Below are 22,924 nucleotides of genomic sequence, written 5' to 3'. Positions count from 1 at the left end.
GGACTTTTTTTCCGGATTTTCGATGGCTTTTACCAGCAAAGGACCTCATGTCCTGTTTCTGTAACAAGGACCATGATCTCCCACTGTGCCGATGGCAGACCATCCTCTGTCCTCACTGTCCAGTCATCGATCTCATCTGTATAGATTTCATCAGATCCCATATTGACCATTGGTTCAATAGTAAAGATCATTCCGGGTACCATGAGTACACCTGTATCTTCCTTAGATGTGTAGCTTACCCATGGATCTTCATGAAACTCAAGACCTACACCATGTCCGCCAATTTCTCTCACAACTGTATAGCCGTTTTCCACTGCATGTTTGTGTACAGCACTTCCCATATTTCCGATCGGTGTCCATGGTTTTACCTGTTCAAGGCCAAGCTCTATGCATTCTTTTGTCACACGGACAAGCTTCTCCTTCTCCGGACTTACCTGTCCAATACAGAACATACGGGAGGAATCAGAAAAATATCCCTGATAAATGGTGGATACATCTACATTGACAATATCACCTTCTTTTAAGACAATTTCTTCATCCGGGATTCCGTGGCATACTACCTCGTTGATAGATGTACATACGCTTTTTGGAAAACCTTCATAATTAAGTGGTGCCGGAATTCCGCCATGACGTACTGTTTCTTCATGTACCCAGTCATCAATCTGCTGTGTCGTCACGCCTGGTCCGATATGCTCTGCAACATAATCAAGAACTGCAACATTGATCTTGCAGCTCTCTTTGATCTTCTCGATCTGTGCAGGTGTCTTGATCAGATCATGGTCAAGAACTGCATACCCCTTCTTTTTCATGAGTTCCATTTTTTCATCAAATGCTTCATGACATTTTTTATATTTTTTTCCGCTTCCACACCAGCAGGGATCATTTCGTTCGATTTTTTTAGACATCTTTTTCTTCTGCCACTCAAAATATGTGTAAATATACTCACATCGAGATAACGTAGACTCTCACGAGTTCTACTTACTGCTTCACCGTGTATGTTTTTGATTGACCGAAATCATATCTACTCACAAGTTCTTGTACACTCCGCAGTCGTAAATTCCCGAAAATAGCCTTCGGTACATACTTACGTTTGCGTTTTAGTTATGCAACTTCGTAAGTTATTGCATCTCTCAAATTAAGTGCAGCATTGAGATCTCTGTCTTCGACATAACCGCAACTGCATTTGAATATTCTATCTGAAAGCTTTAAATCTTTTTTGATAGCGCCACAGCAGTGACAGGTTTTAGATGATGGATACCATCTATCTACTATTCGAAGTTCGATCCCATTTTCATTGCATTTGATTTGCAGCTTTGTTCTAAATTCATAAAACTTTTGTGATGCAACTGCTTTTGAAAGATGTCGATTCTTCATCATACCATTTACATTTAAGTCCTCGATCGTTATATAAGATGGCTTGGTTTTCACTATCTCAGTGATTGTCTTGTTAATGTAATCAGTACGGATATTATCTATCTTATGATGAAGTTTCTGTACCTTGAGTTTTTGTTTTTGTATATTCGCCCTTTGAGTGACTTCTCCTTTCTTTAGATTTTCATACTTATGGGAGAGACATCTCTGTTCCCGAATAAGTTGTTTCTCAAGCTTTTTCAGTCTTGCTGACTTGTTGATGTTCTTATAAGTCTTACCATTAGAAACAATGGCAAAATCCTTTAATCCCAAGTCTATGCCAATTCCTGCATTGGAATTATCAGCAATCTTGTTATCAGAAATTTCTACAAGAACTGAAACATAGTATCTGTCAGCTTTCATTGAGACCGTGCCACTTTTAACCACATATCCGTCTTTAGTTGTTGGAATATATCCTTTTTCTTTGATACGGACCCAACCAAGTGACGGAATATTGATTCTATGCCTTTCGCAACGACAATCCTTTGGATTATTCTTTACAAAATACATCTTTACATCAGATCTGCCTTTCTTTTTGAACTTAGGAAAAGCACTCTCGTGATTGAAAAATCTTGTAAAAGCAGTTTGTCCATTATTTACTGACTGTGTTACTGCTTTTGAATAAGCTTCCTTGATCCACGAATACTCCGGATGCTCAGAAAGATATTCATTGTTAAGCCAGACTCTAAACCTGTTACTGCTCATAAACTTTTCACCGTTGTTGTAAAGTTCTTTATTATGGGCAAGATAGAAATTATAAATAAATCTACAAGTTCCTATCGTCTTATGAATCTTGACTTTCTGTTCCTCTGACGGATTTATTTCCGTCTTGAAGCTCTTTAGCAATTTCCACATCCCTTTCTATTTGTTTTTTATACTTACGAAGTCCGTACAACCTGCAAGAGAACACATGGAGTATTGAAACAATATCCTGCACGAGGTTTTGATTTTTTGTTCCATCACTTCATCTAATAATTCGTTCCACTTTTACGATTGTAATTAAGGCCACTTCCATAATCTTCAATACACTGGTCTACAATAATACCTTTGGCATTACAAAACTGTCGTAAAAATGCAACCTAGTTTTGTAAATCATCTTTTTGATTTCTTGTAGATACCCTGGCATAAATAACTACCTGACGTTGGTCATCTTCAGTACTTATTCCTTTGAATTGCAGATATTGGTCATAAGTGTAATAACGTCTATCAGTTGGAGTTCGGTTTGCCTTTAGAGTTCCGTCTCTATCCCAACGCTGTAATGTTTTTACAGATACACCTAACAGTTCAGCAAAATCTTTTGGCTTGTAATTTGTGATATTTGATGTGTTCATAATAATTTACTCTTTTGAGTACTTTTAAACACATTTGATCACATTAGTCAACAAATTTGATTACTTAAGATATTCTCCTTTTCGCAACTGTATGGCTGCTTTTTCTTTTGTATTTTATATGTTCAGATATGTTTATCTGTCTGAAATATTTTAACCGAATCAAAGAAGTCTCCTATGTGGTTGCGAAAAGCAATAAACTGTAGGTGGGGACTTGCCTTCATCCGTTTGAATGGGAAATTATTCCGCCTGATTATCATAGCACAACTTTCTTTAGGTGAAAAGTATTCTTTGTGTTTTTGGTTTGTTTTATATAACTTTTTGTGATTTTTCAATAAAAAAAGATCGTAGTAGCTTGAACGATCTATTTTTATTTATGTGTCTGTATTAATTATTTTTCGGTGGCTGCAGATTGTCGGTTTCCACCAGTTGCCATTATTCGCATTCGCCCAAGTGCACGGGATACTGCCGGAATAGAAATTACTACGATCGTCAGTACACCTTCCAGAAGAATATAACTGTAATTGTAAATAATCGGATACAAAGCTGTCAGAGACTTCGGGAAATTATCCGGCATATAATCCATCCAATAAAGATATCCGCCAAGTGCATGGAATGCCCCTCTTGCCAGAATTGCTAGTATGTATGCTTTAAGAAGACCATGTTTTCTGGATTTTGTAAATAATCCGGAAAGCCCCATGGCTCCAAATGCCAGAATGTAATCACAGCATACCTGAAAAAATGAAAGGACATATGGCTCCTGGAGGAACTGAAAAATCCCATATACAAGACCGGTAAGAATTCCTACCTTAATGCCATACCAGTAACCGATCAGAACAATAAACAACATACTGAACAAGGTCACAGATCCGCCAAATGGCAGTTTAAATATCTTAATGTAGGAAGTTACATATGCAAGTGCCAATGCTACTGCACAGGTAACCAGCTGCTGTGTGGTAAATTTTAATGCAGATGTGTTTTTCTGAAGTAATACTGCTACCAGAATTATCAAAATCAGGACTGCAATAACAGATACGGCATATCCTGCCGTTGTGAGACCGCCTTCGGCAGTCACAAGAAAATTAAACATACTCTTTTCTTTCCTCCTTACGATGAAATTGCCCAAATCAAGTTCAAAGGTCAAAGCCTGCACCTCCTCACAGCCTGGTCAGGCTCCTTTGGTCTTACCTATTGTAGCATATGGAAAAAGAGATGTAAATGGTGGGAGATGTATGATTATATATAATAAAAACAGGAGAAAAATCCATGTACTGATTTTTCTCCTGCTTTCCTCTTTCCCTTTGTACCTTAAAAACTACATACATGCTTTGTTGATGGTTAATCAAACTTTTTGAATCAAATTTAACCTGCGTACCGATACTACAGCGGGGGGTATCCCCGCTTCCTCGGCTGGTTGGTCAAGCCCTCACCCGATTAGTAACAGTCAGCTCCATGTGTTACCACACTTCCACCTCTGCCCTATCTACCTCGTCGTCTTCAAGGGGGTTTACTTCATAAGAATGGGATATCTCATCTTGAGGGGGGCTTCACGCTTAGATGCCTTCAGCGTTTATCCCTTCCGGACTTGGCTACCCGGCCATGGCTTTGGCAAGCCAACCGGTCCACCAGCGGTCCGTCCATCCCGGTCCTCTCGTACTAAGGACAGCTCCTCTCAGATATCCTGCGCCCACGCCGGATAGGGACCGAACTGTCTCACGACGTTCTGAACCCAGCTCGCGTACCGCTTTAATGGGCGAACAGCCCAACCCTTGGGACCTACTACAGCCCCAGGATGCGATGAGCCGACATCGAGGTGCCAAACCACTCCGTCGATGTGAACTCTTGGGAGTGATAAGCCTGTTATCCCCAGGGTAGCTTTTATCCGTTGAGCGATGGCATTCCCACTTAATACCACCGGATCACTAAGCCCTACTTTCGTACCTGCTCCACCCGTCGGTGTCGCAGTCAAGCTCCCTTCTGCCTTTGCACTCTTCGAATGGTTTCCGTCCATTCTGAGGGAACCTTTGGGCGCCTCCGATACCCTTTCGGAGGCGACCGCCCCAGTCAAACTCCCCGCCTGGCATTGTCCCACCGCCGGATTACGGCGGCTGGTTAGAAGCCCAATATCACAAGGGTGGTATCCCAACAGCGGCTCCGCGGCAACTGACGTTACCGTTTCTCAGCCTCCCACCTATCCTGTACATGCAACACCGGACCCCAGTGCCAAACTGGAGTAAAGCTCCATGGGGTCTTTCCGTCCTGGCGCGGGTAGCCAACATCTTCACTGGCACTTCAATTTCACCGGATGTATTGCCGAGACAGCGCTCAAATCATTACGCCTTTCGTGCGGGTCGGAACTTACCCGACAAGGAATTTCGCTACCTTAGGACCGTTATAGTTACGGCCGCCGTTTACTGGGGCTTAAATTCAAAGCTTCGACTTACGTCTGACCTCTCCTCTTAACCTTCCAGCACCGGGCAGGCGTCAGCCCATATACCTCACCTTTCGGTTTCGCATAGACCTGTGTTTTTGCTAAACAGTTGCTTGAGCCTATTCTCTGCGGCCTGCTCTCGCAGGCACCCCTTCTCCCTAAGTTACGGGGCCATTTTGCCGAGTTCCTTGGCAATACTTCTTCCGCCGGCCTTAGGATTCTCTCCTCATCCACCTGTGTCGGTTTACGGTACGGGTACAATATGAACGATAGCGGCTTTTCTTGACGCATGGCTCACGGGCTTCGCTACTAATCTTCGCTCCACATCACGTCTTCCCATTGCCACACGGATTTTCCTATGTGACTGGTACCCCGCTTGTACCGGGCTTTCCATTCCCGGCTCCCGCTCTCCTTACGTGTCCCCACAGTTCTGTCATACTGCAGTACAGGAATATCAACCTGTTGTCCATCGGCTACGGCTCTCGCCCTCACCTTAGGTCCCGACTCACCCAGGGCAGATCAGCTTTACCCTGGAAACCTTGGATATTCGGCCTAGAGGATTCCCACCTCTATCTCGCTACTCATTCCGGCATTCTCTCTTCCATGCAGTCCACAGCTCCTTCCGGTACTGCTTCTTCCCGCATGCAATGCTCCTCTACCAATCTATTACTAGATTCCTTAGTTTCGGTGGCGCGTTTCAGCCCCGGACATTTTCGGCGCAGGACCTCTCGACCAGTGAGCTATTACGCACTCTTTGAATGTATGGCTGCTTCTGAGCCAACATCCTGGTTGTCTTCGAAATCCCACATCCTTTTCCACTTAACGCGCACTTTGGGACCTTAACTGTAGGTCTGGGCTCTTTCCCTTTTGACCGCCCAACTTATCTCGTGCAGTCTGACTCCCGGTGATATCTACACGGCATTCGGAGTTTGATATTCTTCGGTAGGCTTTGACGCCCCCTAGGAAATTCAGTGCTCTACCTCCGCAAGACTCACACCGAGGCTAGCCCTAAAGCTATTTCGAGGAGAACCAGCTATCTCCGGGTTCGATTGGAATTTCTCCCCTATCCACACCTCATCCCCACCCTTTTCAACGGATGTGGGTTCGGTCCTCCACTACCTCTTACGGCAGCTTCAACCTGGACATGGATAGATCACCCGGTTTCGGGTCTACTCCTACTGACTCTGGCCCTATTAAGACTTGGTTTCCCTACGGCTCCACACCTGAAGTGCTTAACCTTGCCAGTAAGCGTAACTCGCCGGACCGTTCTACAAAAAGTACGCGGTCGTACATATAAAGTACTTCCACAGCTTGTAGACACAGGGTTTCAGGTTCTCTTTCACTCCCCTCCCGGGGTCCTTTTCACCTTTCCTTCACAGTACTATGCGCTATCGGTCACTAAGTAGTATTTAGCCTTAGGGGGTGGTCCCCCTTACTTCCCACAAGGTTCCTCGTGTCTCGTGGTACTCCGGATCCTGCTCAGTCAGCTCTGCTTTCACGTACGGGGCTTTCACCCTCTCCGGCCGGCTTTCCCAAAACCGTTCTGTTAACTTCGCTGAATCTTAAATGCAGTCCATGACCCCGGCATGCACGCACACCGGTTTAGGCTCCTCCGCGTTCGCTCGCCGCTACTTACGGAATCGATGTTTCTTTCTTTTCCTCCGGGTACTTAGATGTTTCAGTTCCCCGGGTTCCCTTCCATACGTTATGGATTGGCGTATGGATGCATGAGGTCTGCTCATGCGGGTTTCCCCATTCAGACATCTCCGGATCACGGGATATTTGCTCCTCCCCGAAGCTTTTCGCAGCTTATCACGTCTTTCATCGGCTCTTAGTGCCAAGGCATCCGCCCTGTGCCCTTATTGCTTGACCTTTCGCTTCATCACCCTAGCGTAGGTGATGCGGTCTCTTGATTCTCGTGTCTTCCGATACTCTCGTATCTTCCGACATGTGTTTGATTACTCTGTTCAATAACAGATAAATCGATGTCTTCCTATCTTTGCGTTTGCATTAATTTCTTAATACTTTGCGTTTAAGGATATTTGATTAACTTAATCAAATCTCATGTATGCAGTTTTCAAGGTACAATGCTGACTGATGTTTTATCAGCCATCTGAAAGGAAAATAGCTTTTTCTCTCAGATCACTGGTAAAACCAGCATCTATCTCATCAGGTTTCCCTGTCCTTCTTTTTTTGATCTGGCGCCCACCTGCTCTCCCACACCGTCTCCAGTGCAGTACCATCGGCCGATTGGGTCTTAACCGTCGTGTTCGGGATGGGAACGGGTGTGTCCCCCAACCGCATCGGCACCAGAAATCTTTCAGCTTGATAGCTAAACAGTAAAACACATCTTGTTTCTCTACTTTTTCCTTAGAAAGGAGGTGATCCAGCCGCACCTTCCGATACGGCTACCTTGTTACGACTTCACCCCAGTCATCGGTCCCGCCTTCGGCAGCTCCTTCCTTGCGGTTAGGTCACTGACTTCGGGCGTTACTGACTCCCATGGTGTGACGGGCGGTGTGTACAAGACCCGGGAACGTATTCACCGCGGCATTCTGATCCGCGATTACTAGCGATTCCAGCTTCGTGTAGTCGGGTTGCAGACTACAGTCCGAACTGGGACGTTATTTTTGGGATTTGCCCACCCTCGCAGGTTCGCTTCCCTTTGTTTACGCCATTGTAGCACGTGTGTAGCCCAAATCATAAGGGGCATGATGATTTGACGTCATCCCCGCCTTCCTCCAGGTTATCCCTGGCAGTCTCCTCAGAGTGCCCGGCCGAACCGCTGGCTACTGGGGATAGGGGTTGCGCTCGTTGCGGGACTTAACCCAACATCTCACGACACGAGCTGACGACAACCATGCACCACCTGTCTCCTCTGTCCCGAAGGAAAGACTCGGTTAAGAGTCGGTCAGAGGGATGTCAAGACTTGGTAAGGTTCTTCGCGTTGCTTCGAATTAAACCACATGCTCCACCGCTTGTGCGGGTCCCCGTCAATTCCTTTGAGTTTCATTCTTGCGAACGTACTCCCCAGGTGGAATGCTTAATGCGTTTGCGGCGGCACCGAATGACTTCGTCACCCGACACCTAGCATTCATCGTTTACCGCGTGGACTACCAGGGTATCTAATCCTGTTTGCTCCCCACGCTTTCGAGCCTCAACGTCAGTTACCGTCCAGTAAGCCGCCTTCGCCACTGGTGTTCCTCCTAATATCTACGCATTTCACCGCTACACTAGGAATTCCGCTTACCTCTCCGGCACTCAAGACGGGCAGTTTCCAATGCAGTCCCGGGGTTGAGCCCCAGCCTTTCACATCAGACTTGTCCATCCGTCTACGCTCCCTTTACACCCAGTAAATCCGGATAACGCTTGCCCCCTACGTATTACCGCGGCTGCTGGCACGTAGTTAGCCGGGGCTTCTTAGTCAGGTACCGTCATTTTCTTCCCTGCTGATAGAAGTTTACATACCGAGATACTTCTTCCTTCACGCGGCGTCGCTGCATCAGGGTTCCCCCATTGTGCAATATTCCCCACTGCTGCCTCCCGTAGGAGTCTGGGCCGTGTCTCAGTCCCAATGTGGCCGTTCACCCTCTCAGGCCGGCTATGGATCGTCGCCTTGGTGGGCCGTTACCTCACCAACTAGCTAATCCAACGCGGGTCCATCTTATACCACCGGAGTTTTTCACACCGGACCATGCGGTCCTGTGCGCTTATGCGGTATTAGCAGTCATTTCTGACTGTTATCCCCCTGTATAAGGCAGGTTACCCACGCGTTACTCACCCGTCCGCCACTAGAAACAATCTAAATCTGCCGAAGCTTCAATAAAAGGTTTCCCGTTCGACTTGCATGTGTTAAGCACGCCGCCAGCGTTCATCCTGAGCCAGGATCAAACTCTCTGATAAAATGTGTTAGCAATTCAGTGATGCTCGCATCAACTTAATTGCGACTCACACTGATTAAGCCAAAGGCTTAAGAAGTGTTTGATTCATTTACTCAAGACAACCGTTTGGCTATCTCTCGTTTTTACTGCTTTTGGTTTGTTTAAACCGTTCTTTAAATGTAAAGAAATTTTCGAGAATCGTATGTGTTTCACTGTTTAGTTATCAAGGTTTGTTGTGTCTGTCTCTCAGACAGCTCGTTTATTTTATCTCATCTCTTTTTGTTTGTCAAGCACTTTTTTAAGTTTTTTTCAAACATTTTTGAGTTAAGATCTTGTTGTCGTTTTGTTGACGACTTGGATACTTTATCATATCTTCTGTCTTTTGTCAACTGTAAATTTCATTTTTCTGAAATTCTTTTTAATTGTTTGTTTTTAAAAACAATTATTTGTGACAGCTCAGTTATAATACCACTGGGAGTTATGCTTGTCAACCATAAATTTCAATTTTTTTAGATTTTCCTGGAAGTTTATCTTTATAGGACAATTTTTTATTCTTATTTGTAATTTTAGGATTATCTTTATTGTTGTTTATTGTGTTGTTTATCGTGTTGTTTTTTAATAATAAGTCTCTTCGCTGGATGGCGCTATGCCGGTCGCATTTTCAATGCGGGAATATGCAGGGGGAAGGCCATCTCAGAGTTCCGTAGCCCGAAGGCCCTCCCCCTGCACCCCCACCCTCTTGGGCACGGAAGGAGTTCTGCGTTGTTGTGTGTGCTGTGTTGTTGACTTTTGTCTGTATGCTGCGGTACTCAGAATGGAACGTTGTGCCGATCTGGTTTCTGTATTCTTCGGTACTTATAGTGGTACGCTGGGCCGATCTGGTCCCTGTATTCTTCGATATTTATGGTGGTACGCTGGGCCGATCTGGTCCCTGTATTCTTCGATATTTATGGTGGTACGCTGAGCCGGGCTGCTGCGGAGGAGGGATGATTACTACTTGGGCTGCGGGAGATGGCGTTATTGCGGCAGAGCCTGCTGTCTGAGCCGAAGGCGAGTTCTGTACTTGGCGATCTTTGTGATCCCTTTCACAAAGGTGACCGTCGTCAGCCCTGTATCTCCCGCAAAAATTCCCGGATACGCCGAACTCTCACCCACATAACCATGTGTAACCATTGATGCAGGGATATGGATACGGGTAAGACTTGTACATTGCTTAAATGCACCTGCTTCTACCACCACCCCATTATCCAGAATGTGGATGGAAGAAAGGAATGTACAGCCGGAAAAAGCTCCTCTTCCACTGCCTGTTCCACACTCTCTTCTGCTGAAAAATCAGCTGCACTGACCAGCATTCCCGAATCCAGGCTGCCAGCCAGAAGCGTCATTTCAGCATCAATGCCAGTTTTCTTTTCATACCCAATCCTCCTTAAAAAATATAAAGCAGCCATATTTTATTACTGCTTATTATCCTGATTTTCTTTCTGATTCTTTTCTTTTTTCTGAGCAGTACTGTCGGACTCTGCAGAATCTCCCTGCATGATCTTATTCAGTTCCTGGATCATCTCTTCATCCTTCAAACGGAATTTTACCTCTACACGTCTGGACGCATCCTTATCTACATTTCCATCTGCATCCAGAACCGGATCTGACATGGAATGTCCATTCACTGTCAGACAATCCTTCAGTTCCTGAACCTGTGAATCCTTCAGAAAATCACTCTTAATATCCAAAAGATACTGCGCTACCGCCAGAGACCTCTTCTGTGACAGCTCCAGGTTATAACTGTAATCTCCGTCTGTATCCGTATAACCATCAATAATGATCTCGCCAAGATATTTCTTATAGGAATCATCCAGCAACACCTTACAATATGTCGGCAGTACCATAGACAATGTCATCTTACCGGAATCGGTAAGCTCTGCCTGATCATAATCAAACATAACATTTGCATTCAGCGTCAGCGCACCTGTCTGTGGATCAATATCCACATTGAGGTTCTTTTTCTCAAATTCCTTCTGCAAAGCTTCCACAACCTCAGCTTTCACGCCGATGATCTTGTCGATCTTCTCCTGTTGCTCTTCCAGAAGCTCTGTTTTTTCATCCAGCGCAGACTGCTGCTCTTTCAATGTATCCTGTTGGCTGGAAAGCTTCTTTTTCTGAGAGGCCAGCTTTTTCTGCTGCGCCTCAAGCGTTTCCTGCTGTTTGGCAAGCTTCTCCGCCAGAGAAGACAGTTCTTCATCCTGAGATTTGATCTGCTTGTCCTTGGACTTGATCTGCTCATCCTGGCTCTTTAATGTTCCTGCCTGCTCATCCAGCGCATTCTGTTTTTCCAGAAGCTCTTCTGTATATTTTTCCTGAAGAGCGATTTTTTCATCCCGTTCCTTCAGACTGTCCTGATAGCTCTTCTGTGCCTGAAAAAGTGTCACACACATGATCAGAACAAAAAGCAGCAAAACTCCTGCCATCATATCCGAATAAGAACGCCAGACATTAAACCCATGCTCCTCCGGCTTTCTTTTTTTGCGCATTGACAATTCCTCTCTTATTTAAATAAACCAAAACGGCTTTTCTGTGCTGCCTTCGTTGCCTCACGGATACTGCGCTCGATCTCATCCAGCAGCGCTTCCTGTCTTGCGCCCTGTCCTTCCAGAAGATCCTCCAGACCCGTCAGCTTATCCTTAAGTTCCTGGATACCGGCATTGCTTCCATAGCCCCAGGGCTGTCCGGCGATCAGATGGATATCACGGTTATTTTTTGCCGTCTTGATCTCAGAAAGAAGCCTGCGTACCTCATCCAGAACACTATTGACCATCTTCTGGCTCTCGGTAAATTCTTTCACTCTGGCTTCAAAATCTTCGATCATCTTCTTATCTTCACGAAGAAGCTCCTCGCTGATCCTATTGGAATCCGCAACTGCTTTCATCCCTTCTGCAGCACTGTCCACATACTGGCGCATAGATGCATTGCAGTTTTTCCAGAGATCTGCGGATTCTTTTTCATTTTCATGCATATGCCGGGCAAACTTTTCGTAATCCTGTTTCTGCAGCTGCTGGATCATCTGATTATCCCGGATAATACGGTCTGCAGTCTTCATATAACTGCTCTGCATCTCATCGATTTCCTTAATGGCATCCTTCATGGCACGTTCCTGCTTCGTAAAAGTTTCACTCAGCTGACTGCTCATGGTCTTGTACAATTCTGATGTATATTCTGTATTCTCCTTCTGCACCTTCTTAAGTTCTGCCAGAGCATCATTAAAATCTTCAAACTGCATCTGAAAGGAACCATGCATCTCGCTTAAAAACGTATCCAGGATCTCCCGGATCGCATCCTGCTGCCCTTTTGTCACAGATGCGGTAAGAACGTCCAGAGAATCATTCATCTTCTGAAAAGTAGGTGTGATCACTTTCTCAAAGCTATCTGCCATCTGCACAGAAAACTGTTCCGCCATCTGTTTCATGGCTTCTGTCTGCGTCTTCTGGCTGGAAACAAGGAGATTCCAGGACTCATTCTCCGCAGTAGGGAGCACCAGTGCGTGAAAACGATCCAGAAAATCCTGCATTGCCTGGGACATCGCAGAATATCCGCTTTTCATCCCAAATGTGTACACAACAGAAAGTGCAACTCCATAAATGGAAGTCAGAAACGCAACTTTGATGCCATCTACAAGAGCGGATACAGAGCTTGTCATCACTTCATAATCTGTGGGCTGGAAGTTCTTAAGTCCCCACACAAGACCGATAAATGTTCCAAGGATGCCAAGGCTTGTAAAAATGTCCGGAGCCATCTCAAGGAGTCTCTTGTGGATATGTACATCTACATCCTCAATATTCACAAAATCCTCTACTTCAGCGATCCCTTCTTCCGTTCTGCTGATGCTGTCAACAAAATCATCCATCTTTTTGTCGAGATAGCGGTCACCGAAAATCCCTCGCAGCTGCCCAATCTCTTCTTTTCTGGCTCTTCCCGGAAGCTGAAACACTTCTGTGATCTCACCAGCGCCATGCTTCAGTGCTCTTGACAGGTTATCCATCCGATATAAACCTGCAAAAAGCCCCACTGCGTATATGATCAGCATAAGTCCCAGAAATGTAAAATTATAAAGCAACACATTCCCGGAGCCTTTTCCAACATAAGCAGTCAGGGTTGCCGCGGCCACTGTTACTGCCAGAAACAGCACTGTATTCATAAACTTTTTTCCCATAATATGCCTCCCCTGTCTTTATTTTTGAAAAAAGTTACTCTTTTGTTCCCATACTATCATAACATCTTCCCTAAAACAACCAGAAAGGACAATTCCTTCGCCAAAAGAATTGTCCTTTCGTCTTTTTTCTATTTTATACTTTTATTTATACTTTTATACGGCAGGCTGCATCATCGCTGATCAGGATCCTGCGTCCGCAAACACCTACGATCACTCCGCCAAGTATCCTGCTTATGATCTGTACGGTCTTTCCTTCGCTGACATCATATTGCCTGATCTGTTCCATAGTCTCCGGCATTCCGGTCATCCACTTGATCGTGTAGCTTTCCCCTGCTTTTGTCTCATTTAATGACTGCATATACTCACCCCATTCCATATATCACATCGCTATCAGTAATTATCCTCTATCCGTAGGCGGATATTCGCAATCCGCACTTGGTTAAATGATTTCATATAATTCCAACACAATTCTGCATCTTTATATAATTAGCAAGGTTTAACTTTTATTTTTCTGAATTATCCATTGCTTTTATATATTTTATCTCATTTTATCTCAATTAGTCAATCATAACCTGTGAAATTCCACCAATAAAAACAAGCAAAAAAGAAACGCAGAACAGCCATTACAGTTATTCTGCGTTTCTCATTATTTTCTATGCATAAACTCTATCTTCTTCCAGAAGCGTTGTCTTTCCATTCTTTACTTCCACAAGATTAACACAGCAGTTTGGCGGCACGGAGCCTCTCCAGAAATTCTCCGGATCAGGATCTACATTCTGAAGAAGAGCACGGACTGCACATCCATGAGAGGCAACAAGAATTGTTTTATCCGCAAGAGTCGGATCAGATGTTATTTCATCCCAGAAATCCTTTGTCCTGGCGATCACATCAAAAATATCCTCGCCCTTTTCCGGTCGTTTAAAATTTACCGGATCACGGAAAAAAGTCTCGATCTGCGGATCGATATAATTGCCATCTGCATCTCTTACCTGATCACCCTCCAACACACCAAAATCGATCTCCTGAATCCGCTTATCCGGTATGATCGGAACATCACGTTTCCCCAGAACATATTCTGCTGTCTGTTTTGCCCTTGAGAGCGGACTTGTAAAACAGATATCAAACTTCACATTACGGAGAGCTTCTCCGGTTTTTTCTGCAAGAAGGATCCCTTCCTTCGCAAGAGGTACATCCGCTGCACCCTGAAGCTTTTTTAATTTATTCCACTCAGTCAGGCCATGTCTTACAATGTAGATCAGCATCAGCTTCTCAGCTCGATTCCAAGTCCGTTAAGACCATTCATGATCTTTTTCATTGCTGCGGAGATCTCGTTTTCACCAAGAGTCTTGTCATGGGCACGGAATACCAGAGAATAAGCCATGGATTTGAAACCTTTCTCAATCTGTGCGCCCTCGTAGATATCGAACAGCTGATAACTCTCAAGAATATTTCCGCCTCTCTGATCAAAAATCTCCTCAATCTGTCCTGCGAGAACTGCATGGGGAACTACAAGGCTCAGGTCACGAGTTACAGCCGGATATTTGGCAATTCCTGTATATTTGTGGTTGAAACCAGCAAATTCCAGAACATCCAGAATGTCAATCACTGCGATATATGCTTTTTCTCCGATAGAGTAATTATCTGCAACAGCCGGATGAACCTCACCTAAGTATCCAACTACCTTACCCTCGTAGATCATGTTCGCCTGTCTTCCCGGATGAAGGAATGGTTTTCCGCTGTTTGGATCGTAGGTAACCTTTTTCTTCATTCCGATCTTCTCGAAGAACTCCTCGCATACACCCTTCATATCAAAGAAATCGCCTTTTCCGTACATTCCAAGTGTAAACATGGTACGCTCATCCGGAAGCTCTGTAACCGGAAGGGACTTCGGAAGATAGATATTTCCAAGCTCGTAAAGACGAACATCTTTATTACGTCTGTTATAGTTTGTGGAAAGGGATGCCAGCATACCGTTCAGTGTGCTTGTACGCATGATACTGTAGTCCTCTCCAAGAGGATTGCTGATGGTGATGACTTTACGAAGATCACTGTCCTCAGGAATACAAAGCTTGTCAAATACCTTCGGGCTTTCGAAAGAATAGGACATTCCCTCTGAGAATCCGCAGTATTCCGCGATATCTCTTGCAACCTCCTGGATACGAAGCTTAAATGGCAGCTTACCTGTAGTAGCCTCTCCTGTAGGAAGTGTCATCGGGATCTTATCATAGCCATAGAATCTTGCAACCTCCTCTGCAACATCTGCATTACAGTGGATATCCTGACGGAATGTCGGTGCAACGATCTCGTCTGTTTTTTCATCATAAGCCAGTTCTACACGTCCAAGATAATCGATCATCTCTTCTTTTGTAAGGCTGGTTCCAAGAAGCTTGTTGATCTTCTCAGGCTCAAATTTTACTCTGGATGGCTCTCTTGTCTCGCTGCAGACATCAACCATTCCGCCTACAACCTCACCTGCACCAAGCTCTTCCATCAGCTGGCATGCACGGTCAATTGCAGCCTGTGCATTGTTCGGGTCAAGACCCTTCTCAAATTTACCGGATGCATCTGTACGAAGTCCGATCCTCTTGGAAGAAAGACGGATGCTGGTTCCATCGAAGCACGCCGCCTCAAAAAGAACCGTTTTTACATCGTCTGTGATCATGGAATTCTCTCCACCCATGATACCTGCGATGCCGACAGCCTTCTCACCGTCACAGATCATCAGAACGTTCTCATCCATGATACGCTCCTGGCCATCCAGTGTGACGAATTTCTCATCTTTTCCTGCACGGCGTACAACGATCTCCTGATTTGCGATGGTATCCAGATCATATGCATGCATTGGCTGTCCAAACTCTTCCATTACATAGTTTGTGATATCAACCAGGTTGTTGATCGGGCGGATTCCATTGGAAGCCAGACATCTCTGCATCCACTTCGGGGACGGACCGATCTTGACATTTTTTACAACTCTTGCGCAGTAACGCGGGCAAAGCTCCGGATTCTCTACAGTAACCTTTACATAATCGGAAGCTTTCTCATCATTTTCCTTAACCTCTACAATCGGCGGGCAAAATTTCTTCTGGAAGGTTGCTGCTGCCTCTCTTGCGATTCCAAGAACACCGTAGCAGTCTACACGGTTGGAAGTGATCTCATACTCAAATACCACATCGTCAAGGCCAAGTGCCTTAACAGCGCTCTCACCCACAACTGCGTCCTCAGGAAAAATATAGATTCCGTATTCCGGTGCTTCCGGATACATTTCTCTGGTGCTTCCAAGTTCCTCGATAGAGCACATCATACCAAAGGACTCAACGCCACGGAGTTTGCCTTTTTTGATCTTGATCCCTCCGGGAGTCATTTTTCCATCATGGCCGCCTGCAACACGTCCGCCATCAAGAACAACCGGAACCTTATCTCCTTCTTTTACATTTGGAGCGCCTGTTACGATCTGCACACTCTCAGTTCCGATATTTACCTGGCAGATGATCAGCTTATCTGCATCCGGATGCTTCTCGATCTTATCGATCTGGCCGATCACGATCTTATCGAGATCTGCATCCAGCTCTGTAAAGCCCTCTACCTTTGTGCCTGTTAAGGTCATGGCATCTGTATATTCCTGTGCCGTTACATCCAGATCCGGCACATATGTTTTAATCCAAGATAATGAAGTATTCATTTTGGTTGTCCCTTCTTTTTTCTATATTTACTGTCAGACGGATACTCATGATCCGTGTTCACTGTTTTAGAACTGTTTCAGGAATCTGCTGTCGTTCTCATAGAGAAGACGCATATCATCGATCTCATATTTCAGAAGTGCGATACGCTCCAGACCTACACCAAAGGCAAATCCTGTATACTCATCCGGATCGATCCCGCACATACGGAGAACATTCGGATGAACCATACCACAGCCAAGGATTTCGATCCAGCCGGAACCTTTACAGAAACGGCAGCCTTTTCCGCCGCATTTGAAGCAGGAAACATCAACCTCAGCGCTCGGCTCTGTGAACGGGAAATGATGCGGACGGAATTTGGTCTTTGTCTCCGGTCCGAACAGCTCTTTTGCAAACTCCTGAAGGGTTCCCTTAAGATCTGCAAACGTAACATTCTTATCAATAACAAGGCCCTCGATCTGATGGAAGGAAGGTGAATGTGTTGCATCTACCTCGTCAGAACGGAATACACGGCCAGGTGCGATCATACGGATCGGAAGCTTGCCTTTTTCCATCTCACGTGCCTGCACCGGTGATGTCTGGGAACGGAGCAGAATGGAATCATTGATAAAGAATGTATCCTGCTCATCTCTTGCCGGATGATCCTCCGGAATATTCAGCTTTGTAAAGTTGTAGTCCGCATACTCAACCTCCGGACCTTCCACAACCTCATAGCCCATTCCGATGAAAATACGCTCAACTTCTTCCAGAGCGATAGTATTCGGATGGCGATGACCGATCTTCGCTTTCTTTGCAGGAAGTGTTACATCGATCACTTCTGCCTTCATTTTTTCCTCACGGACCTTCTCCTCGAAATCCTTTTTGGAGGCTTCCAGAAGTTCTTCGATCTTAGCTCTTGTCTCATTGACAAGCTGTCCAACCTTCGGACGCTCTTCCGGAGCAACATCCTTCATACCTTTTAAGATTGCAGTAAGCTCACCTTTTTTTCCAAGATATGCAACACGCACATCATTCAGCTTATCCAGGCCCTCGGATTCCTCGATCCGTTTTCTGGCATTTTCAGCCAGTTCCTGAAGTCTTTCTTTCATATCCATGGTCTATTTCTCCTTTAATTAAAATGATCAAATGATCCGCCGCCCACCCCGAAGATCCAGATATGGGCAATAAAAAAACCGTCCCTTATAAAAGGGACGGAATATCCGCGGTACCACCCAGTTTCCCATGAAAAGATCACGGGCACCTCTTGTCTGCTTAACGCGCAGCTTACGTCATCTCCTACTATTACTTCAGAGAGGAAGCTCCGGTGGGAAATTCAAGAACCATCTGAACCCGGGGAAGCTTACAGCCGGTGACTTCCCTTCTCTGTGAGAAAATGATCCTCTATAAACACCTTCACAGCTTTTCTGTCTTTTAATACTATGCCACAAGGTCTGCCTTCTGTCAAGCGCAAAGTCAGGATTCTTTGGAACTGTTTTTTTCATTTTCCTTCTTGGAAAGAAGTGTTTTTACAGATCTCTGGGCCTTTCGGAATTCATTTTCGAAGTAGGCATTAATCTCCGCCCCGTAAAGAAGCAGGTTCATACACACATACAGCCACAGCATTACCATGATCAGCGCAGTCAGACTTCCGTACATATTTCCAAAATTCGGAAAAAATTCAAAATACAGGGAAAATCCATAGGAAAATATCATCCATGCCACTGCGATCATAAATGCACCCGGAAGCTGGCTTTTAAAGGTTGCCTTTCGGTTTGGAAGCACTTTATAAAGGACCAGAAACACTGCAAACAGCACGGCAAATACAAGCAATGTCCTGGCCCCTATAACCTTGGCCAGCAGCCTCCCGAGAATCGGAATGGTTCTCTGTGCAGCTACTTGGATTCGATTACCAAGAACCAGGACCAGAAGAGTGACAATGATCGCCAGCACAAACAACAGCATATAAAAAACCGAATAGATTCGGGTCATCAGCCAGTTTCGGGTTTCCTTTACATGATAAATGGTATTTAAGCCATTGGTGATCGCCTGCATTCCCTTTCCGGACGCCCAGAGCGCCATCAGCGCAGACAACGGCACGATGGCTGTACTTCTTTTGTATACTTCTACCACAATGCTCAGCACAAAGGTCTGCAGATTTCCGGGCACAAACCCGATGATGGCATCCCTGACAACATTATAGCTTAACGGTGTATAACGGATCAGCGTTGTAAGAAACAGTATAAACGGGATAAAAGACATGATCAGAAAATACGCTGCCTGGGCCGCATATGCACTGACATGATCTCCGTTTGCCCTGCGCACAAATCCCAGCATGAGCTGGATTATATTTTTCTTTTCCTCGTCCATGCTGACCTCCCTCAGGTTTCTTTTTTCACCAGGAAAAACGTTCAAATCCGATCTTATCCTGGATTTCCGGAAAAAGCTTTACTTCCGGCTGCAGGCTCTTATGTTCGCCTATCATCTTTTCCATCCATACCATATTATACCAACGGTTAAACTTATAGCCGCATCTGTGGAACTCTCCCACACGCTTATAACCGAAATGTTTATGAAAATCCACACTGGCACTGGTCAGGTATTCATCATCTTTTGGTGCAACTGCAATGCAGGCGTTCAGGTTCAGAATTCCCATCTCTGCAAGAAGACTCTCCAAGGCTCGATAGAGTCTGCCTCCTGCACCGCTGCCCCGCCGGTCATGTCTCACATAAACAGACATCTCCGCACACCAGCCATAAGCAGCCCTCGGGTGAAACGCCGAACCATAGGCATATCCCAGGATCTCTCCCTTCTCTTCTGCCACAATATACGGATATTTCACCTTTATATCATGGATTCGCTGCGTAAACTCTTCTATGGAAGGTGTTTCGTATTCAAATGTGATCGCAGTTTTTTCTACGTAGTAGGAATAAATTTCCAAAAGTGTTGCTGCATCCTTCTCTTCTGCCACACGTATCTGCATTGCCTTCTCGCACCTCTTTTATTTCTGTTTGTCTGTTATTTCACAAAGAAACGGTAAACCGTTTCAGAGCTGTACTCTTCACCGGGAAGCAGGATCGGAGAATGGAAATCCTCTACATTGACTGCATTTGGCTCCACCTGTGTCTCCAGGCAGAATCCATAACGTTCATGATAAACATGACCGTTCTTTCCCTTCTCATCCTTAACAAAATTGCCTGCATAGAACTGCACACATGGGCAGTCGGAGGAAACCTCCATACCGATACCGGATTCCTTACAGTATGCAGTAGCGATCGAACGGACATTGCCCTTTGCATAATTATCGGTTACATAGTTATGGTCATAACCACCTGTGAACTTCAGCTGTTCAAAATCCGCCTCAATGTCTCTGCCGATCGGTTTGGAAACATTAAAATCCATCGGCGTTCCCGCCACCGGTGCATATTCACCGGTAGGAATGGACTGGCTGTCTTTTACCGGAGTAAAATACTTCGCATGAATACATAGTTCCTGATCAAGCACATCTCCGCTGCCTTCTCCGTTCAGATTAAAATAAGAATGGTTGGTCATATTGGCAACGGTAGCTACATCAGAGCGTCCTCTGTAAAAAATCTTCAGTTCGTTTTCCTCTGTGAATTCATATTTCACAACAATGGAAAATTCTCCCGGAAATCCGTTCTCTCCATCCGGACTGATGCGGAAGAAATCCACGCTATTCTTCTCCTGGGAAATTTCTTTTACTTCCCACAGCTTTTTCTCAAAGCCATCCGGACCGCTGTGAAGATTGTTATGATTCTCATTCTCTGCAAGAACCACTTCTTTATCATCAATAAAAAATCTGGAATTCTCGATACGGTTTCCACTTCTTCCAATGATCGCACCGAAAAAGCATCCATTAATCTCATATCCTCGGATATCGTCATATCCAAGGACCACATCCTTCAGATCTCCGTTCTTATCCGGAACACATATCTTCACCAGGATCGCACCATACTGAAGCACTTCCGCATAGGCACCTTTTTTATTCTCAAGATGATAGATTTTTACTTCTTCTCCTGTAGGAAGTACCCCAAATTTCCTTTCAGAAACACTCATGTTTTAATTCCTCCCATATATGAAAAAAGAGCCACTAACCGGCTCTATGTCTTTAACCGATTAATCCCGGGATGCCGTTCCCTTATTTTTGACGCCTAGCAGATGCTAGGTGGGTATCCTCAACAGTGTCTTCTGCCTACCACGACGTGAGGTCTGACATCCAACCTGCGATTTTGGATTCCCAAAATGTCAATGTAGGTTCAAAAAGAAAAGGGGGATCGAACATTCCAGGATTCGGTTTTCGTTGTTTTTATTATAAACCAGTATTTGTGCTTTTTCAACAGAAAATACATTTTCTTACTGATTTTATTATCAATTATTATTTGATCTTAAGGATATCCTTTACTGCTGCCGGCATATCCACTGCATCTACCACCCTGTCATGAAGAACCGGGGCAGTACGGATTTCTTCAACTGCACGTGGAACAGGTACTCCGGAAAGCGCACTTAATGCGTCTACAAGGCCAAAATCATCCAGATCTTTATGCTCCTCACCAAGTGCTTCCATAACACTTCTTGTGAATTTATACGGACTTGCAGTAGAGGCGATCACTGTCGGAAGATGATCCGCTGTCTCACTTACATACTTCTTATATACGCCGGCTGCAACTGCAGTATGCGTATCGATCACATAATTGCTGTTTTTGTAGATATCACTGATGGCCTGTGCAGTCTCATCTTCACTGCAGAAATTACCATAAAAATCAACAAGCTGTGCTTTCATCTCGTCAGTAATGGTATATTCGCCGCCCTCACTTAAGGATTTCATAAGCTCTGCACATTTTTCAGCATTTTCTCCGGTAAGACGATAGATCAGTCTTTCCAGATTGCTGGAGATCAGGATATCCATGGAAGGAGATGTCGTAAGGATGAAATCTCTCTTTCTGTCATAGGTTCCTGTGCGGAAGAAATCATAAAGAACACGGTTCTCATTCGATGCACAGATCAGCTTGTGGATCGGAAGTCCCATCTGTTTCGCATAGTATGCTGCAAGGATATTTCCGAAGTTTCCGGTAGGAACTACCACATTGATCTCCTGTCCGTCTTTGATCCTGCCGTCGCGTACCAGTGATGCGTAGGCATATACATAATATACAATCTGAGGAACAAGACGACCGATGTTGATAGAGTTTGCAGAAGAAAACTGGAAGCCTGCCTGATCCAGCTCTGCTGCCAGCTCATGATCATTGAACATCTTCTTAACTGCAGTCTGGGCATCATCAAAGTTACCGGTAATACCTACCACATAAGTGTTGGCACCCTTCTGAGTTACCATCTGTTTCTCCTGGATCGGGCTGACACCATGCTTCGGATAAAATACAATGATCTTCGTTCCCGGCACATCTGCAAAGCCTGCCATGGCAGCTTTACCGGTATCTCCTGATGTTGCGGTAAGGATCACGATCTCATTCTTAACATTATTCTTCTTCGCTGCAGTTGTCATCAGATGCGGAAGAATGGAAAGTGCCATATCCTTAAATGCAATGGTCGCGCCATGGAACAGTTCCAGGAAATATGCCCCATCCGCTTCATGAAGAGGCGCGATCTTTTCTGTATCAAATTTGCTGTCGTATGCTTTGTTGATACAGTTCTTAAGCTCATCCTCGGTAAAATCTGTAAGGAAACGGCTCATTACCTCATATGCTGTCTCCTGGTAGGTCATCTGTGCCAGCTTGTCCATTGGTACATCCAGCTGTGGAATGCTTTCAGGCACGAACAGTCCGCCGTCCTCAGAAAGGCCCTTAAGTATGGCCATAGACGCTGTAACTGCCTGCTCTTTTCCTCTGGTGCTCTTGTACAATACCTGCATTGGTGTTCCGCCTTTCTATTGTAAGATATTCGTTTTCTTTTCAACGTTATCACATTATAGCATGGAATTATGGAAAATGCCACCACTTTTAAAAAAGAATCTGTCTTGCCCAATCCCACCCTGAGATCAG

General features: G+C 45.0%; 15 protein-coding genes, 3 rRNA genes, 1 other RNA gene, 1 pseudogene and 1 other annotated feature. All 20 genes and pseudogenes read right to left on the bottom strand.

Annotated elements, in window-relative coordinates; translation table 11 throughout:
* Nucleotides 1–29: 29 nt before the first annotated feature.
* Nucleotides 30–905 carry a methionyl aminopeptidase gene (locus tag NQ489_RS07130; RefSeq protein ID WP_015525317.1) on the bottom strand — a complete coding sequence of 292 codons (876 nt, stop codon included), beginning with the start codon at nt 903–905 and terminating at the stop codon, nt 30–32.
* A gap of 196 nt (nt 906–1,101) precedes the next feature.
* Entirely contained in the window at nt 1,102–2,265 is a 1,164-nt protein-coding gene (locus NQ489_RS07125; protein WP_227945600.1) for an RNA-guided endonuclease InsQ/TnpB family protein, read from the bottom strand.
* A pseudogene (locus tag NQ489_RS07120) lies at nt 2,195–2,726 on the bottom strand (IS607 family transposase). Before NQ489_RS07120 ends, NQ489_RS07125 begins: the two are co-directional and overlap by 71 nt.
* A 403-nt stretch (nt 2,727–3,129) precedes the next feature.
* Nucleotides 3,130–3,828, bottom strand: coding sequence for an energy-coupled thiamine transporter ThiT (locus NQ489_RS07115; RefSeq protein WP_022427325.1), 699 nt, complete (start codon nt 3,826–3,828; stop codon nt 3,130–3,132).
* A gap of 324 nt (nt 3,829–4,152) precedes the next feature.
* A 23S ribosomal RNA gene (locus NQ489_RS07110) occupies nt 4,153–7,041 on the bottom strand.
* A 324-nt stretch (nt 7,042–7,365) separates the two neighbouring features.
* Nucleotides 7,366–7,483: ribosomal RNA gene (gene rrf, locus NQ489_RS07105) — 5S ribosomal RNA — on the bottom strand.
* Nucleotides 7,484–7,543: 60 nt separating this feature from the next.
* Nucleotides 7,544–9,072: ribosomal RNA gene (locus NQ489_RS07100) — 16S ribosomal RNA — on the bottom strand.
* The 16S, 23S and 5S rRNA genes sit together here, the layout of an rRNA operon.
* A 995-nt stretch (nt 9,073–10,067) precedes the next feature.
* Nucleotides 10,068–10,286: a leucine-rich repeat domain-containing protein gene (locus NQ489_RS07095; RefSeq protein WP_250789769.1), complete on the bottom strand. Its 219-nt coding sequence runs from the start codon at nt 10,284–10,286 to the stop codon at nt 10,068–10,070.
* Complete coding sequence (locus NQ489_RS07090) at nt 10,280–10,498, bottom strand: hypothetical protein (RefSeq protein ID WP_021652915.1); 219 nt, start codon at nt 10,496–10,498, stop codon at nt 10,280–10,282. Before NQ489_RS07090 ends, NQ489_RS07095 begins: the two co-directional genes overlap by 7 nt.
* A 6-nt stretch (nt 10,499–10,504) precedes the next feature.
* The gene (locus NQ489_RS07085) at nt 10,505–11,578 is read right to left on the bottom strand and encodes an OmpA family protein (RefSeq protein ID WP_021652916.1); all 1,074 of its coding nucleotides are present in this window, start codon (nt 11,576–11,578) and stop codon (nt 10,505–10,507) included.
* 14 nt (nt 11,579–11,592) lie between these two features.
* Nucleotides 11,593–13,254 carry a MotA/TolQ/ExbB proton channel family protein gene (locus NQ489_RS07080; protein WP_021652917.1) on the bottom strand — a complete coding sequence of 554 codons (1,662 nt, stop codon included), beginning with the start codon at nt 13,252–13,254 and terminating at the stop codon, nt 11,593–11,595.
* Nucleotides 13,255–13,399: 145 nt separating this feature from the next.
* On the bottom strand, nt 13,400–13,612 hold the full coding sequence (locus NQ489_RS07075) for a ferrous iron transport protein A (RefSeq protein ID WP_044962386.1): 213 nt from the start codon (nt 13,610–13,612) through the stop codon (nt 13,400–13,402).
* Between the two features lie 295 nt (nt 13,613–13,907).
* Nucleotides 13,908–14,516 carry a histidine phosphatase family protein gene (locus NQ489_RS07070; protein WP_021652918.1) on the bottom strand — a complete coding sequence of 203 codons (609 nt, stop codon included), beginning with the start codon at nt 14,514–14,516 and terminating at the stop codon, nt 13,908–13,910.
* Entirely contained in the window at nt 14,516–16,933 is a 2,418-nt protein-coding gene (gene pheT, locus NQ489_RS07065; RefSeq protein ID WP_021652919.1) for a phenylalanine--tRNA ligase subunit beta, read from the bottom strand. Before pheT ends, NQ489_RS07070 begins: the two co-directional genes overlap by 1 nt.
* A 66-nt stretch (nt 16,934–16,999) precedes the next feature.
* The gene (pheS, locus tag NQ489_RS07060; protein WP_044962388.1) at nt 17,000–18,019 is read right to left on the bottom strand and encodes a phenylalanine--tRNA ligase subunit alpha; all 1,020 of its coding nucleotides are present in this window, start codon (nt 18,017–18,019) and stop codon (nt 17,000–17,002) included.
* 95 nt (nt 18,020–18,114) lie between these two features.
* Nucleotides 18,115–18,336 (bottom strand) — a binding site (T-box leader).
* A gap of 47 nt (nt 18,337–18,383) precedes the next feature.
* A complete protein-coding gene (locus NQ489_RS07055) occupies nt 18,384–19,277 on the bottom strand; it encodes a YihY/virulence factor BrkB family protein (protein ID WP_021652921.1) in 894 nt (297 codons plus the stop codon).
* Between the two features lie 25 nt (nt 19,278–19,302).
* Entirely contained in the window at nt 19,303–19,890 is a 588-nt protein-coding gene (locus NQ489_RS07050; RefSeq protein ID WP_015526760.1) for a GNAT family N-acetyltransferase, read from the bottom strand.
* A 35-nt stretch (nt 19,891–19,925) separates the two neighbouring features.
* Nucleotides 19,926–20,984, bottom strand: coding sequence for an aldose epimerase family protein (locus NQ489_RS07045; RefSeq protein WP_021652922.1), 1,059 nt, complete (start codon nt 20,982–20,984; stop codon nt 19,926–19,928).
* Nucleotides 20,985–21,043: 59 nt separating this feature from the next.
* A non-coding RNA gene (gene ssrS, locus NQ489_RS07040) (6S RNA) lies at nt 21,044–21,221 on the bottom strand.
* A gap of 82 nt (nt 21,222–21,303) precedes the next feature.
* On the bottom strand, nt 21,304–22,794 hold the full coding sequence (gene thrC / locus NQ489_RS07035) for a threonine synthase (protein ID WP_021652923.1): 1,491 nt from the start codon (nt 22,792–22,794) through the stop codon (nt 21,304–21,306).
* Nucleotides 22,795–22,924: the final 130 nt, after the last annotated feature.

The sequence above is a fragment of the Blautia sp. KLE_1732_HM_1032 genome, assembly GCF_025147905.1.
Classification (GTDB): domain Bacteria; phylum Bacillota; class Clostridia; order Lachnospirales; family Lachnospiraceae; genus Blautia_A; species Blautia_A fusiformis.
The sequence above is the reverse complement of the archived record's forward strand: the minus strand, read 5'-3'. Positions and strand labels throughout refer to the sequence as shown.